Source organism: Tepidisphaeraceae bacterium (genome assembly GCA_035998445.1).
GTDB lineage: Bacteria > Planctomycetota > Phycisphaerae > Tepidisphaerales > Tepidisphaeraceae > DASYHQ01.
Genome location: DASYHQ010000048.1, coordinates 1 through 14,894, shown reverse-complemented (window position 1 = coordinate 14,894; position 14,894 = coordinate 1). Strand labels below are relative to the sequence as shown.

Sequence of the window (14,894 nt, the reverse complement as noted above, 5' to 3'; positions counted from 1 at the left end):
TGAGGCTGGTGACGCACATCCGGTGACGCGCAAGACCGCAAAGCGGGTCGGCGCAACGCTGGCCGCGGAACGCACGATGATGATGCGGCAGTTGACCCCGTAGACATTACGCCGCCCTTCCCTCCTCCATCTCCGCCAGCGTCTCCCACAGCGCCGCCGCCAAACATGAATCGCACATCTGCATGTGCACCCCCGCCACGATCGTGCCAGCCGTCACGCCGCCGCAACAATCGCAGTGCGTCTGGCGGTACTCCTGCTCGTCGAGCAGGGCCTGGCTGAGGTCGAAGTCTCCGCGGCCGGGATAGAAGCGGCAGGTCGGGACGAAGGCATCGTTAAAACGGTCGTGTGCGGACGGGGACTCTTCGGTATGCTCGGGCATGTCGTACCTCTCAATCAGGTATGGCCACGGCCTCGGGTGTTAGTCGCACCGCGAGGCCAATTTGTTTGCGCGTCGCACGTCGCGCTGCGCTGGCGGGACATTGCTCGATCTAGGGCGGGACAGCAAGTTGAGTCGGCCGGCCAAATCCACCTCACCCACTGCCCGTTCTGACGTTGCGGCCCGTTCACTTGGACGTGGTACGTCGGTCGCGCATAATGGGCGGCAACACTTCAACAAAAAGGAAGAGAACCATGGCACTGCCCAACAAGGTCCGCGATCGCATGGTCGCCGGCGTCAAGCGCTACATGCCGGTCATCGCGCAGCAGAAGGCCCGCGACGTCTCCGAGGCCGACACGGTCACGCTCGTCAAAGATCTGCTAGCCGGCGTGTTCGGCTACGACAAGTATGCCGAGCTGACGAGCGAGCATTCGATCCGCGGCACGTTCTGCGATCTGGCCGTAAAACTCAGCGAGAAGCTGTCGATGCTGATCGAGGTCAAGTCGGCCGGGACGAAGCTCGACGATCGCCACGTGAAGCAGGCGGTCGACTATGCTTCGAACCAAGGCGTCGAGTGGGTCGTGCTCACCAACGCGTCGGTCTGGCGGCTTTATCAGGTCGTCTTCGCCAAGCCGATCGACAAGCGCCTGCTGGTGGAGATCGACCTGTGCGACGTCGACGTGAAGCGCGAGCCCTCTCCCCTCCCCTCTCTCATCCACCCCAACACGAAAGCACCGCAAAACCAGTCCCGAAAACGAGCGAGCCCTGTTAACTGGAATTAACAGGGTTCGCGGCAAACTATATAACGACTTTCCAGACAAGAAGTTATGAAGCTCCCCATGCCTAAACCCTCTTCGAACTTTCTCTGGGATGAAAAGGGCGTCTTTAGAGGAAGGCGTGGATGAGGCTGCGTTTCAGCGTCAACTATTAGGAAGTGGCGGCAGCAATGGAACAACGCCGAGGCGATCGCGGCGATTGAGGGCGACGCCTGTACGCTCCCTTGAGCATCCACGCGCCGACCCCCTATAACATGGCCGCGTGCCCATCGCGTCATTATTGTTCTCGCTGGCCGCCGTTGCCGTAACGGTCATCATCTTCGTGTCGTACATCCGCTCGATCCTTCGGGGCACAACGAAGCCGCACGTGTTCACTTGGGTGATCTGGGCAGTGGTTACGCTCACCGTATTCTTTGCGCAAGTGGCTGGCGGCGCTGGGCTGAGCGCGTGGCCGATCGGGATCTCCGGCCTGATCACCAGTTACGTGGCGGTGTTGGCCTGCGCAAAGCGGGTCGACAGCCGCGTCACCGTGTCTGACTGGGCCTTCCTGCTCGCGGCCCTGTGCTCCCTGCCACTTGGCTCATCACGTCCCACCCGCTGTGGGCGGTCGTCACGCTGACGATCGTCGGCCTGCTGGGGTTCGGCCCTGCCCTGCGGCGAGCCTACTGGCACCCGCACGACGAGCACGCGGGGTTCTTCACGCTGTCGGCGGTCCGAAACCTGTTCGTCCTGTTCGCGCTGGAACGGTACACGGTGACGACGGTCCTGTTCCCCGCCGCTGTCGCCGTTGCTTGCCTGATGCTTGTCATCCTGTTGATCTGCCGCCGGAGCGCTGTTGGCACGGGAGCACGGTGAGGTAAGCGCACGAAAAATCGATGGGTGCAGAAGGAGGGGGGGGAACCTTGCGGCGGAGTCCCGTCGACGCGTGAACAGTAGCGACCGTACACCATGTGCGACACGGGCGAATATCGCACTTGCTCCGATCGCGACCAACGCGGATCCTCATGCGGTCGCGTCGACGAAGAACGATGTGCGACGTCGCCCGGCCGGTTGCCCCCGCGCCGAATCAGGTACGGTTGGCAAGGCTCGCCACCACGGCCGTCAACTCCATCGGTTCGACCGGCTTGGCCACGTGCGTCTGATAACCCGCCCGCAGCGCGCGCGTCCGGTCCTCGGCCCGCGCGAACGCCGTCAGCGCCGCCGCCGGCGTCCGCCCGCCCGCCTCGATTGCCAGCGCCCGCACGCGTCGGATGAACGCGTAGCCGTCCTCGTCGGGCATCCCGATGTCGCTGATGATCACGTCCGGCCGCTCCCGAGCGACCGCCGCCATCGCCTCCTCCGACGACGCGGCAGTGACGACCCGCGCGCCGCACTCCTCCAGCACGCGACGGATCAGGTTACGCGCATCCGGCTCGTCGTCGACCGCAAGCACCGTGATGCCGTCCAGCGAGGGGTTATCGATCACCGCGGCCGAGGCAACGTTGGCGGCCCGCGGGTGCTGCCGCGCCTCGGCGCCGTCGGCCCCGTGCACCACCATCACCGGCAGTTCGATGCAGAACGTCGCGCCCTGGCCCTCGCCGGGGCTCTTGGCCCGCACCGATCCGCCGTGCAGCTCCACCAGTTGTCTGACGATCGACAGGCCCAGACCGAGGCCGCCGTGTCGACGGGTCGTTGACGCGTCCGCTTGGCGGAACCGCTCGAACAGATGGGGCAGGAACTCCGGACTGATCCCCTGCCCGTCGTCCACGACGCACACCTCCACGTGGCTGTTCACGCGTTCGAGGCCGACCTGGATCCGCCCGCCCTTGTTGGTGAACTTGATCGCGTTGGACAGCAGGTTCCAGCAGCACTGCTGCAGCCGGGCCGGGTCCCCGCGGACCGGGCCGGCCAGCGGGTCGAGCACGACCTGCAGGCGGATCCCCTTCGTGTCGGCCGAATGCCGCACGGACGCGACGGCCGCCCGGATCACGTCCTGCAGGTCGACCTGCTGCACGTCGAGGCGGATCTTGCCGCTGATGATCCGGCTCATGTCCAGCAGGTCCTCGACCAGCTGGGTCTGCACGCGCGCGTTGCGTTCGATCACCTGCGCCGCTTCCCGCAGGTCATCCGGCGACTGCATCCGCCCGCCCGCCAGCAGCTGCGCGTAGCCGAGGATCGCGTTCAGCGGCGTGCGCAGCTCGTGGCTGAGCGTCGCGAGGAACTCGTCCTTCACCACGCTGACGCGCTCGGCCTCGCCCCGGGCGGCCCGTTCGGCCGCGAGCAGCTGTTCGCGCTCGGCGGCCCCGGCCTTGACGCGATCGTAGAGTCGCGCGTTGTCGATCGCGACCGCGGCCTGCGCAGCGATGCCTTGGACGATTCGCTCTGTTCGGCCGGTGAAGACGCCGGGGTTGGGGTGTCCGAAGAACAGCCCGCCGATCACCTCGCCCGCGCGTGAGATCACGGGAACGGCGAGGTAGCTGCGCACCGGCAGATGCCCCTTGGGCATGCCGTGGTGGGGCGCCATCTGCCCGTAACGCGGGTCCTGCGTGATGTCGTCCGACCGCACGATGCCCTCGCCGTGGAACGTGGGGCCGAACACCTTCGTGTTGCGGGGCAGGCCGAACTTCTCGAACGCCTCGCGCGGTGCGCCCGAGAGCGTGTAGAGCACGAGCGCCTCGCCCTGCGCGTTGACGATGTTGTAGAAGAACGCGCCGAACCTCGCGCCGCTGAGTTCCGTGGCCGCGTCGGTCACGGCCTGCACGACGGCCTGCAGCTCCAGCTGGGAGCCGATCAGGACGCCGGTCCGGTTGATCAGCTCCAGGACCCGCCCCTCGTCGCGCAGCGCCTCCTCCAACCGCTTGCGCTCGGTGACGTCCCGCGCCACCTTCGAGGCGCCGACGATCCGTCCCGCGCGGTCGCGGATCGGCGAGATCGTCACGGAGATGTCGATCAGCCGCCCGTCCTTCGTGCGCCGGATCGTCTCGAAGTGGTCGACGCGCTCGCCGGCCTGCAGGCGGCGGAGGATCTGCGGTTCCTCGGCGAGGCGGTCGGGCGGGATGATCACAGTGATCGGCCCGCCGACCACCTCCGCGGCCGTCCAGCCGAAGATGCGTTCGGCCCCCTTGTTCCACGAGGTGATCGTCCCGTCGAGCGTCTTGCTGACGATCGCGTCGTCGCTCGACTCGACGATCGCGATCAGCCGCGCACGGGTGATCGCCTCGACATCGGCGGGATCGGGTTCTGGAACCGCGGTTGCGTCGGGCGTGTTCACGGGCGGTAGCTCCATTCGCGCGGGTCAACAGCGCTTGAAGGTGGACCGCCCAACCCCTGAGCGGTAATGCTGAATAGGCCGTCCGCCTCTGAGAGGAACGTCTGACGACTTGGAGGGTCGAGGGTAAGGCAGTCCGGCAGCCACCGCTACCACGAACTTGCCATGCGACAGATTGCGTCAGCTGAGCCGCAGGCCTGATCGCCGACCCCGCCGACGGGTTGCGTGGGCGAATCGCCCCGGCCCCGCAGGCACCAAGACCCACCACCAGCTGACGATCGTCGCGCCGCGCGGCGTCCGCAGCTCGTAGTCGCCGCTGATCCGGTTGATGCCCCACCGCGTCTCGTCCGTCGTCGCCCCCTCAAACGCCTTCGCCTGAAACTCGGCCCAGTTGCGGCGTCTCAGACCTTCGGACCCGGCTCAGGCATCACTTTGTAGTGCATCGCGGCACGGCCCCCTCTAGCGTCTGCAAGTTTACGGGTTTAACCAGGGCGCTTCGAAGCCAGCCGCTGTGCTGCGGGTGACGTCCTCCTGTTGTCCAAAGCCGCTGAGGGCGATCCCTTTGATCCCGCGCGACTTCAAGTGCCGCATCACGTCGTGCCCGGTCCCATCGGGTAACCCGAGGTCGCTGACCAGCAGGTCGATCTCCTCACGCTCCGCAATCTCGATCGCCTCGGCCACGCTGGCGGCCGCGCCCGTTCCCTCACTCGCGGCAGTGAGGGCGCCGTTGTGCATCTCCACGATTGACTTGCGGATCGATAGCCCCAGCCCCAGCCCGCCGTACTTCCGCGTCACCGTGCGCTCGCCCCGTTCAAATGGAACGAACAGCCTTGGCAGCACCTCCTGCTCGATTCCGATGCCGGTGTCCATGACGACGATGTTCAACGTGTCGCCATCGTTGGAGGTGCGCACGGGGATGTTTCCGCCCTCTGGCGTGAACTTCACGGCGTTCTGCAACAGGTTTGCCAGCACCTGTTGGAGCCGCGTGGGGTCAGCCCATAGTTCGTGGCGCTTGGCCCGCAAGCTGAGCAGTAGGTCCAGCCCCGTCTCTTCGATCTCCTTCTGCACGAGTTGCAGAGATCGACGAATCAGCTCGTGCGCGTTCACCACCTTGGCGTGGAGCGACACCCTGCCGCGGGCGATGCGGGTCATGTCCAGAAGGTCGTCCACCAGCTTCGCCTCAAGCTCGACGTTCCGTCGCAGCGAGCCGATCTCGATGCGGAGTTCCTCCGGTAGGTCCGGGCGCCTCTTCACCAGGCTTCCCGTTGCCAGGATCGGTGTAAGGGGGGTGCGCAGTTCGTGGGAGAGGACGGCAAGGACTGCTCCTTCGCGCGGTTCGCGTGCTCGGTGGCGTCCCGCGCCTGCTCCGCCTCCTTCCGCTGCGTGACGTCACGCGTCACCTTGGACAAGCCACGAGTTCCCCTGCGGCCTCGAACAGCGCTGTGATCAATACGTTGGCCCAGAAGGCGCCGCCATCTTTGCGCAGCCGCCATCCTTCCTCCTCGTACTTCCCCTACTGGCGGGCAATCAGCAGCTCACGGGCCGCGTTTTACTCCCGTGACTTCAGCGCGTCACCACGGACAAGTTTGCCGAGCTTGACCGGCTGTGCCGTGAAGCGCCGCGGATGAGATTAACGCCATCCTCGTTGCTCACGCGCAAGCGTTGGGCGACACCTACGAAGAACTGATCCAGAACCTGAACAAAATCGCGGAGGCCGACTTGTCGCTCATTATCGTTCCGAAGCGGACGACTGGCCTGAACTAGGCTCGTCGGTCACCATTCCACGAACCCCAGATGACGGCTCTACTCGCTGACGATGCGGTAAATGGCCGATCGCCACAGCGGCAGGTCGATATCGATGCCTTGCGCCATCAGGGCCTTCGCATCGCCCTTGAAGACGCTCGTGCCCGCTTCGTCCACCAGTTCGAAAACGCCGTCCCGCTTCACCATGGGGTAGGCTTTCGCAGCGTTCGTACCGCCGTCGAGGCGACGGTAGACGATGAGGTGCCCGGGCCCCTCGGCCAGTTGCAGCTCGCGCGGCGTCTTCTGATCGGTCGCGATGCCCGCCCTATTCAAGAACGCGGCCAGTTGGTCGGTCGTCAGGTCCTCGGCGCGGTCGAGCCACAGGACGGGCACCTTCATCCGCTCCAGCATCATCAGGACGCGCGGATCGAGGTGACGCCGGTCGGCGACGATCGCCTTGTACGGCAGCGTCTCGACGGCCTCGACCACCTGTTCAAGCCCCACCGACATCTCCGCCGCTGCGATATAGCGGAACTGGTCGTCGGTCAGGTAGTGCACGTGGGGCAGATGCAGGTCGAGCACCGCCTTGGCCAGCGGCAGGCAACCGTGGTTGTACCCGTTACCGCTCTTGATCGCCTCGGGATGCTGGACGAACGCGACCTCGGCCCGCATGCGGTCGATCGGGCCCGCCTCGAAGACCGGCGCGAACCGCGTGAACTGCTTGCGGTACGTCTCCAGGTGCGGATCGAACGCCTTCGGGTAACGCCACAGCGTCCACTCCATGCGGCCCGACATGCCGGCGGCGTACTCCTGCACGAGCTGCGCCTCGATCAGGATCGACGCGGCCTCCTCCAGTGGGCGGTCCGGCAACACCATCTCGGCGCCGTGCGCGCCCGTCTCACCGTTGTAGAACGGGTAGTCGACGGCCGAGTACGGCATCAGCATCGCAGGGAAGCCCCAGCCGAACACGCCTTCGGACTCGCGCGCCAACCAGGGCTCGCGCATCGTCTGCGCATCGGACCGCACGGGAATGGGGCTGTTGGCCTGGTAGAAGTGCGGTGCCGCGCCGTCGGCACGATCCGGTGGCATCCAAGTGACCGACGGCATCAGGTTGTTGTGGCTGTACGACGGCTGCAGCGTGAACAACAGGCGGTTCGGGTCCCCCTCGTGCACCGCGCGGGCCGTCTGATCGACGACGCGTCGCCAAATGGCCTCGACGGCCATGTACTTCGTGTGCGGCTCGTTGAATGGGATCTCGGCCCCGAGCAGATTCGGGTTCCCCTTGAAGTGCTTCGCCGCCCAGCGATGCGCGTTACAGAGCGCCTCGACGTGCGTCGGATTGCTGAGGTCAAACTCACCCCGCTCGGTCGGCGACTTGGCGAGGTACGCGATGGCCGTGCCCGGCTTGCCGTCCTTCTTCTGCTGCTCATTGCCGCCGAGGAAGTACCGATAAGGATCAACCGCCATCCCATGCCAGTCGAGGATCGTGTAGATGCCCATCTCACCGGCAAGGGTGACGAAGTACTCCAGCGCCTCGACAAACGCAGGGTCGAGGCCGTGCCTAACCATCAGTTCCTTGTAGCGCGGATCGTCCGGCATCACGCCGATCTCGGGCTGGACCATGCCGAAGTCGAGCGGGACGCGAACCACGCGCAACCCCCACTTCTTCATCTGCAGCACATCCTGAGCGATCACCTCAAAGTCGGCGCGGATGCTGAGACCAAGGTAGAACGGCGTGTAGTTCGTGCCGACAAAGCCGAAGCGCCTGCCCTCCCGGATCAGGTCAGCTCCGCGTCGCGTGACGGGTGGGCACTGCTTGCCGGTGAGCGTTGGAAAGACGAACAGGCGCTGGGCCGGGCTCGCTTCAGTTCGACGGCCGGTGGGCTGGGCAGTGACGGCGTACGCGTTGCCGGGCTGCAGGTCGCGGGCGCGAATGGCCAGCTCAAAGCGGCCGTCGCGAACGTCGGCCGCGGTCTCAGTCGGTTCGACGCCGTCCTTCTCCGGCACGAAGCGCACGGTCACCTTGTCCACGCCGGCGACGGCCTGCCCGGTGATCTTCTGCTCCGGGGCGAGGCGCAGCGCGCCCGGCTCGATCGGATCGACCAGCACGCTGCTGAGGCGCGCAATCGCCAGCCGTCGAACGTGATACTCGCCCGGGGTGCTGACGCTGAGAATGAGGCCGTTGATCTTCGCCTCCGGCTCGAGTGCTGGCACCTTCAGCACGACCCGGGTCGGCTCATCGCGGCCAATCTGGATCGGTTCGCTTGCCACCGTCTCACCCGGTGTGCCGCTCTCGTCGATGCGCCAGTTGACGCTGAGTTGCGTGCTGACCGGCGTCGCGGTGGTGATCTCCACGAGAATGCGCGCCTCGGGGTCATCGAAACGCGCCTGTTCGCGCGTGAGTGGCTGATGGCCCGGAAACCACCAGGCGCCCTGCACTGGGCCCGACGAGCCGGTCAGGCGCAGCATGGCGCGACCGTCGGGCGATTTCATCGCGTCGAGCCGTTCCATCGTCGCCGATGCAAGCGAGGCCACGCCACCGCCGCGCGGTTTGGACAGGGGCATGGGGTAGAACTGCTCCACATCGGCCGCCAAGGCGTCGTTGGCCGGCGCGCCGGCAGCACTGGACGGTGCAATCGACCATAGCAACAACGCCGACAGGCTTAGGGCGCAAAACGACGTGACTCCGATGCTCAGCATTGCGTGTCCTCCGGCGGTGCGCCGATGCGCGTGATGCTCGTTCCCCGGGCAAGGCGCCCGCGGTGATGTCGGTCGCCGATGGCGTTAATAGACGACTCGAAAATGAATGGCATAAGCCGGTATCCTACAGGCCCGCGCCGCAGCCCGGTGGCGGTATACGTGATAAAGGCTTGCACACAAAAAATTGGGTTAGGTACCTTGGTGACAGGCATCGCATGACAGAACGCAGGGAGAGCGCGATCGTGGAACGGCCCAACCTTAACTCCTCTCTCGCTACCGAGGCGGCCGAAGCGCCGTTGCGTGGCGCCTATGAAGTAACCCTCACCGCCAGTCCCGTGTTCACCGATGCGTTCCTTCAGAACGACCTGAGGGTCACCTTCACTCGCTCGAACGGCACGCGGGTCAGCGTTAACGGCTTCTACGACGGCGGCACCACCTTCAAGGCGCGCGTCTACCTCGACGTGGTCGGCGACTGGTCGTGGCGCAGCAGTTCGAGCGACGCGGGCCTCAACGCCAAGAGTGGAACGTTCACCGTCGTGAACCGAGGTAACCTGCCCGGCAAGTTGCGCAAAAGCACGCGGGATCCGCGGCAGTTCGTGCACGATGACGGCGCGTGGTTCCTGCACCTCGGCGACACGGGCTACCGCTACATCAACGGCACGGAGGCGAACTGGCAGCAGTACATCGACCAGGCCGCCGAAACCGGCTTCACCAAGGTCAGGACGTGGTTCGGAACGCCCGGCGACAGTGGCCATGGCAACAGCAACGGCAACATCGCCTACATGTTTACGACCACCGGTTTGAACCTCGCCGAGCTTCGGACGGCCGACGCGCGGCTCATCTACGCGCTGGATCGCCATCCGTCGATGCAGGTACAACTGATTCCCTTCGGTGAAGACACCGGCAAACTGCTGGCGTACGCAGACCCTTCCAGCCCCGAGCACGCCCTGGTGCGCGCCTATACCCGTGAGGTCCACGCGCGGTACGGCGCGCTGCCCAACGTCCAGTGGTGCCTGTCCAACGATCGCGGCCTCAAGGATAACGCTGAGTTACGCCGTGCCGTCGATGCCCTTGGTACCGATTGGGCCGTCGCCGAGCGTTTTGGCACGCTGCTCACCAATCACCAGGCGCGTCGGGAGACCTACGCGTTCACCGATGCGTCGTGGTCGGACATCGTTACCTTCGAGCACGTCGACCAGGTTCAGGGCAAGCAAATTTCGAAGTATCGCAGCGGCGGCGCGACCGGACCGATCGTTAACGACGAGGATCGGTACGAGAGCTACATTCCCCCAGAGCACGTCCGTTACTTCTTCCGCCGACTAATGTGGGCCAGCCTGCTCTCGGGTGGCGTTGCGACGTACGGCGGTGGCGAGACGTGGAAGCCTTACGCCGCCGACACGCTTGGGGGCATTCAGGGATACAACGACCTCAAACGGGCCGGGCTGCTCACCGGCGGCGCCGACGACTTCAAACACGTTCACCGCTTCTTTAAGGAAACAGGCCTCGACCTGGTCGGTCTCACGCCCTGCGACGAGCTGGTCGGCGACAATCCTGCCAAGGTTAAAGCGATCCGCGGGGACGACGTGCTGATCATCTACCTGGCAAATCCCACCGGCGACGCGCCGCAAACCGATGACGCTGCGGCGACCACACCTTCCGTCACGATCGACAACGCGGTCAACTTCGATAACTGGTTTGCCTCCTGGTTTGACCCGCGTGCCGGCAACTGGGCCAGCATGGGCCAGGTCACCAACGCCCACCGCACCTTTGCAGCACCCGCAGGTGGCGATTGGCTGCTGCTGCTCAGACGGAAGGCTGTTCGACGCGATGGGAAATAGGCAGAAGCGCGGTGCCGCGGGTTGCGACCGTCGAGTTTGTTCGCCCGCCTAGCGAAGGCGATCGGATTCAAACTGCTTGCCCGCCAGCGCGTCCTTTACGAACGCACCCCAGTAGTAGGTTGGCTCGTACTCCCAGTTCTCGATGGCCTTCGGTCCGCAGTGCGGATGAAAGCTGAAGGCCGTCCAGTTCAACTTGTGCTTCTGGATGACCGCGATCATGTCGTTTGGCCAGATCGCGTCCCGGCCGAGCGGCTCGCGCTGCTGGGCCTTTGGGATGAAGGCGAAGTCCGACCACTTCTCCGGGCAGCCCACCTCACCCATGAAGATCGGATGCTTGGCGGCGACGTCGAGGAACTTCTCCTGCCATTTGCTCTTCCAGGGGTAAACGTGCGTCGAGTAGACGATGCCGTTGCCCGTCGAGCCCGGGTCGATCGCGTGGCCGTCGAGGATGCCCGACAGGTCGTAGCTGTAATCCAGCCCGCCGATCACGACGATGTTGTTCGCACCGGCGGCGCGCACGGCGTCGTACATCTGCTGCAGGCCGATCGCGGTGAACGTGCGCGTGCCCTCGGTCGTCTCCGTGGCAACGTCCGCCTTGACCTTGACCTTCTCGCTCACGGGCCCGCCGTTGCGCCACACGTCCCAGGTGATGCCGTACGGCTCGTTGAACAGCTCGAATATGACGGCCGGGTGGTTCTTGTACTTGCTGGCAAACTCGACCCAGAAGTCGAGGTGCTGCTGCTCGGGCGCGCGGAAGCGGTGCAGGTCGATGACGATGTAGACGCCCAGGCCCGCCGCGGTGTTGATCGCGCTATCGATCACTTCGCGGTATCGGGCACCGCCATCGGTCTGCGTGTCCAGCTTGCCCCACCAGATCTCCTCTTTGACCGCCAGTCGGATGCAGCTGGCCTTCCACTGTTCGACGGCCACGCGGATCGTCTGCACCGTGCGGTCGCCGGTCGGGCTCCACTGCAGGCTGTCGACCGACAGGCCCTGCAACCAGACGGGCTGGCCGTCCGAGTCCTTCAACTGGTTACCGTCGACGTGCAACTGCTTCGGCAGTTTGTTGGCGGGCGGTGGCGCGACGACGGGCGAGGTCATCTCGTACTTTTTCGGCAGCTTGGCGGGATCCATGCGGCGGACCGAGATGTCGTCGATGTCGAACGTGCCGCTGGCGACCTGAAAGAGCGACGGCATGATCTCCGCTTGGCGGGCGCCCTCGGGCACGGCCAATTTCTGCGTCACCTGCCGCCACTCCCCCTTCGAACTGCCGCGATGCGAACGAGTCGCCGGGGCGCCCACGCGGGCACCGGCGGCATCCTTGAAGTTCACGATCATGCGCGCGTCGTACCACGATTTTTCGCCAAGCTTCACGTCGTCGTAGCGCACGCGATAGCTGACGTCGATCGCCTTGTCCTCCGCGGTCAACGGCACCGCCTGGTAGACCGACACCATCTCGCCCGGCCGCACGCTCTGCAGTCGCAGAAAACGATTGCCCTGCTCGACCGGCCACTGCACGGTGTCCGTTGTCGCGGGCCAGCCGTTGGGCGTGCCGTCGGTGCTGGCAAGTTCGAAGGTGCCGTTGGCGATGCGCTGCGGTTCGTCCGTGGCGACCTGCTGGGCGATCGCGGTGGGCGCCAACGACAACATCAGCCCCATCACAGCAATTTTGATTTGCTTCCAGCGGACGGTCATCGCACAACTCCTGTGATCTCAACAGAAATGCCGCGGACGGTGAGGATCACACGCCCGCGACAAAAAGGGAGAACGAATGGCGCTTAGTTATTGCGGTACGGGCGAATGTTAAAGCGACGAACGTCTCCGCGCATCTTTGTCTCGGCATGCCCATCGGCAAAGACGAGGTTGACGGCCGGGCGCTTCACCGTGCCCTGTCGATAACGGATGTCGCCACCGGCCGGCCATGCGCCGAGCGTCGTGTGATCGTCAAGGTTGGCACGGAGATGGATTGAATTTGTCATGCCTGTTTGATTCGGTCTACGATAAGCGGTGTTGAACGACGGCTCGAGGCCGACCATCCAACCGTTGTCGAGTTGGAACGCGATGCCCTCACAATTGCCGTTGCGTCCGGAACGTGCCATCTGCGCACCGTCGAAGACGGTCGCGATCTCAGCAGGGGTCGGGCGGATCTGGGAAAGCTTGTACGACTTCAAAAGCCTAACAGCGGACGGACCGTAGGTGCGCGAGATGTCGGTGATCAGGATCGGATTGGCCGTGTAGTGCAGCACGCCACCGTCCATCGCGGCGCTGGGGTCCTGGAACACCTTTGACAGGGTGGCGTCGCCGTACGTGTCACCCTTGCCGCCCACATAGGGGTTGATGTAGTAGGCCCAAGTCTGGTTCGCATTGAGGCAGATCGGCAGTGAGCCGTTGTTGTTGTGGGCGTACATCTGCAGGCCCAGCCCGATCTGGCGCAGGTTCGACAGGCCAGCCAGCGTCCTGGCCGACTGACGCGCCTTATTCAGCGACGGCAGCAATATACTGATCAGTAGCGCAATGATGCCAATGACCACCAGAAGTTCAACGAGCGTAAATGCGCGCGGGTGACGAAGGTGACGCATGAAATGTCTCTCGATCTGGCGAGGAGCTCGCCGAATGCCGTCGTCTCTCTTTTCCAACCCCCGCCAGCGACCGAGGCCGTTAGCGGAGCAACCGTTCGATGTGCACTGGGAGAATACCCCTTAATTAGATGTCTAACCAGCGCGTTTTGCGGCAAAATTTTCCGCGCATTGCGACAGAGATGAGGGATTTTACTGCCCTTGGGGCTTGCGAGCTGGCCGGAACTGGCGGCGGTACTTGATGGGGGTGACTCCGGTATAGCTTTTGAACGCGATACCGAAGCGGTTGACGTTCCCAAATCCTGCAGCATCAGCCACATCGGGAACGGGCAGGTCCGTCTTGGCCAGCAGGTCCTTGGCCCGTTCCAGGCGCACCCGCTGGATCTCCTCCTGCGGGCTGCAGTCCATGGCGACGCGGAAGCGGCGTTCGAACGTTCGGCGCGTCAACGCAACCTGCTCGAGGACGTCGTCGATCGACATGGGCCGTTCGGTCGCGTGGTGGCGAATATATCGCAGCGCCCGCGCGATGTCCGGGTCGCGAATCGGCAACGCGTCGGTCGAGTGACGTGTCACCGGTGAATCGGTCGGCTCAATGAGCAACGGCCCCTGCGGTGGCGCTTCACCGGCGCAAATGCGATCCAGCAGCGCGGCCGCCTCGTAGCCCACCTTCACGCCGGGCTGGGGCACGCTCGAGAGCGGCACCAGCCGGTTTACCCACGGCTCGTCATCGACGCCCATCACCGAGACCAGTTCCGGCACCGACAACCCCACCTGCCCGCACGCCCACACGGCGTCGGCGCCCCACAGGTCGTTGCCCGTTAGTAGCGCCACCGGTTTGGGCAAACCCAACAGCCACTCGAACAACGACTTGTGCTTGGTCGTCGCCGCCGACGGCCCGAGGCGAAACGCATCCTCGTGAAGCCCGCTCTCCATCAGGTGCGGCGTGAAACCGGCGGCAAGCAGCGCCGCACAGTACCCCTCGCGTCGCACGCGAGAGAAGTATCGTGTGATCTCACCCAGGAACGCGAAGTGTTCGAACCCGCGCTCGATGAAGTATTCGGCCGCCAATCGCCCGAGTACCCGATTGTCGGGGCATACCGTCGGCAGTCCCACCTCTTCCGGTGCCTGGCTGACCGACACGTTGATCACGGGCACGCCCAGCCCGTGCGCGATTCGCGTGAGCTCGCGGCTGTGCACGAGCATGATGATTCCCGCGATCGGCCATTGCTTCAACGACCCCAGCTCGCGCAGCTCGATCGGCAACTGGATCACCAGCCGGCCGTCCTTCACGCCGTTCACGTATTCGGTGACGCCCTGTGCGATGCCGCGCCCCAGCGCCGTGCGCGTATCCACCATCAATCCGATCGCGGCGATGTGCTCCATCATGCCGCATAATTCAGGTTTTTATCGCCATAGCAAGGGATGCGGCGTGGTTAACGACTTCGCCTACTGCCGCGGCAACGATGGTATTGGATGCGTTAACGCGGGGCCGGCGCAGCACTAGGTGTACAGTCCCAGCATGTGCTGGTTCGGATCTGAATGGAACTGGCTAGGGTCTTCAAGCCACTTCTTGCAGATGAACTCGTGGGGCGTGAGGCCATGCAGGGTTTTGAGTCGCTTAGCGAAGTTATATGCGGC

Annotated in this window: 11 protein-coding genes and 1 pseudogene; 3 read left to right on the top strand and 9 right to left on the bottom strand. The window is 64.7% G+C overall.

The window, feature by feature from the left end; translation table 11 throughout:
• Positions 1 to 106: 106 nt before the first annotated feature.
• Entirely contained in the window at positions 107 to 379 is a 273-nt protein-coding gene (locus VGN72_18060) for a hypothetical protein (protein HEV7301274.1), read from the bottom strand.
• A 251-nt stretch (positions 380 to 630) separates the two neighbouring features.
• Between VGN72_18060 and VGN72_18055 the strand changes: the two genes are divergently transcribed.
• Positions 631 to 1,158 (top strand): type I restriction enzyme HsdR N-terminal domain-containing protein, encoded by a 528-nt coding sequence (locus VGN72_18055; protein HEV7301273.1) that lies wholly within the window; start codon positions 631 to 633, stop codon positions 1,156 to 1,158.
• A 555-nt stretch (positions 1,159 to 1,713) separates the two neighbouring features.
• Complete coding sequence (locus VGN72_18050; protein HEV7301272.1) at positions 1,714 to 2,007, top strand: hypothetical protein; 294 nt, start codon at positions 1,714 to 1,716, stop codon at positions 2,005 to 2,007.
• Between the two features lie 211 nt (positions 2,008 to 2,218).
• Here the strand turns inward: VGN72_18050 and VGN72_18045 are convergent, their stop codons facing one another.
• The 4 genes and pseudogenes from VGN72_18045 to VGN72_18030 all read right to left on the bottom strand — a co-directional run bounded on the left by VGN72_18045 (position 2,219) and on the right by VGN72_18030 (position 8,842).
• The gene (locus VGN72_18045) at positions 2,219 to 4,402 is read right to left on the bottom strand and encodes an ATP-binding protein (GenBank protein HEV7301271.1); all 2,184 of its coding nucleotides are present in this window, start codon (positions 4,400 to 4,402) and stop codon (positions 2,219 to 2,221) included.
• 471 nt (positions 4,403 to 4,873) lie between these two features.
• A complete protein-coding gene (locus VGN72_18040) occupies positions 4,874 to 5,551 on the bottom strand; it encodes an ATP-binding protein (GenBank protein HEV7301270.1) in 678 nt (225 codons plus the stop codon).
• Positions 5,546 to 5,710: pseudogene (locus tag VGN72_18035) on the bottom strand (histidine kinase dimerization/phospho-acceptor domain-containing protein). Before VGN72_18035 ends, VGN72_18040 begins: the two are co-directional and overlap by 6 nt.
• 492 nt (positions 5,711 to 6,202) lie before the next feature.
• On the bottom strand, positions 6,203 to 8,842 hold the full coding sequence (locus VGN72_18030; protein HEV7301269.1) for a cellulase family glycosylhydrolase: 2,640 nt from the start codon (positions 8,840 to 8,842) through the stop codon (positions 6,203 to 6,205).
• A gap of 215 nt (positions 8,843 to 9,057) precedes the next feature.
• Between VGN72_18030 and VGN72_18025 the strand changes: the two genes are divergently transcribed.
• A complete protein-coding gene (locus VGN72_18025) occupies positions 9,058 to 10,680 on the top strand; it encodes a DUF4038 domain-containing protein (protein ID HEV7301268.1) in 1,623 nt (540 codons plus the stop codon).
• A gap of 48 nt (positions 10,681 to 10,728) precedes the next feature.
• Here the strand turns inward: VGN72_18025 and VGN72_18020 are convergent, their stop codons facing one another.
• From VGN72_18020 to VGN72_18005, 4 genes are all read right to left on the bottom strand, one after another.
• Positions 10,729 to 12,375, bottom strand: coding sequence for a cellulase family glycosylhydrolase (locus VGN72_18020; GenBank protein ID HEV7301267.1), 1,647 nt, complete (start codon positions 12,373 to 12,375; stop codon positions 10,729 to 10,731).
• Positions 12,376 to 12,458: 83 nt separating this feature from the next.
• Positions 12,459 to 13,259 carry a prepilin-type N-terminal cleavage/methylation domain-containing protein gene (locus VGN72_18015; GenBank protein HEV7301266.1) on the bottom strand — a complete coding sequence of 267 codons (801 nt, stop codon included), beginning with the start codon at positions 13,257 to 13,259 and terminating at the stop codon, positions 12,459 to 12,461.
• Positions 13,260 to 13,448: 189 nt separating this feature from the next.
• Entirely contained in the window at positions 13,449 to 14,642 is a 1,194-nt protein-coding gene (locus VGN72_18010; protein ID HEV7301265.1) for a substrate-binding domain-containing protein, read from the bottom strand.
• A gap of 114 nt (positions 14,643 to 14,756) precedes the next feature.
• The coding region (locus VGN72_18005) for an IS481 family transposase (GenBank protein HEV7301264.1) at positions 14,757 to 14,894 on the bottom strand (138 nt) is incomplete at its 5' end.

What these genes read in the sequence shown, in the direction of transcription:
- VGN72_18025 (HEV7301268.1), top strand. Translation starts at nt 9,058, where the DNA reads ATGACAGAACGCAGGGAGAGCGCGATCGTGGAACGGCCCAACCTTAAC.
- VGN72_18060 (HEV7301274.1), bottom strand. Translation starts at nt 379, where the DNA reads ATGCCCGAGCATACCGAAGAGTCCCCGTCCGCACACGACCGTTTTAAC.
- VGN72_18055 (HEV7301273.1), top strand. Translation starts at nt 631, where the DNA reads ATGGCACTGCCCAACAAGGTCCGCGATCGCATGGTCGCCGGCGTCAAG.
- VGN72_18015 (HEV7301266.1), bottom strand. Translation starts at nt 13,259, where the DNA reads ATGCGTCACCTTCGTCACCCGCGCGCATTTACGCTCGTTGAACTTCTG.
- VGN72_18010 (HEV7301265.1), bottom strand. Translation starts at nt 14,642, where the DNA reads ATGATGGAGCACATCGCCGCGATCGGATTGATGGTGGATACGCGCACG.
- VGN72_18020 (HEV7301267.1), bottom strand. Translation starts at nt 12,375, where the DNA reads ATGACCGTCCGCTGGAAGCAAATCAAAATTGCTGTGATGGGGCTGATG.
- VGN72_18040 (HEV7301270.1), bottom strand. Translation starts at nt 5,551, where the DNA reads ATGACCCGCATCGCCCGCGGCAGGGTGTCGCTCCACGCCAAGGTGGTG.
- VGN72_18030 (HEV7301269.1), bottom strand. Translation starts at nt 8,842, where the DNA reads ATGCTGAGCATCGGAGTCACGTCGTTTTGCGCCCTAAGCCTGTCGGCG.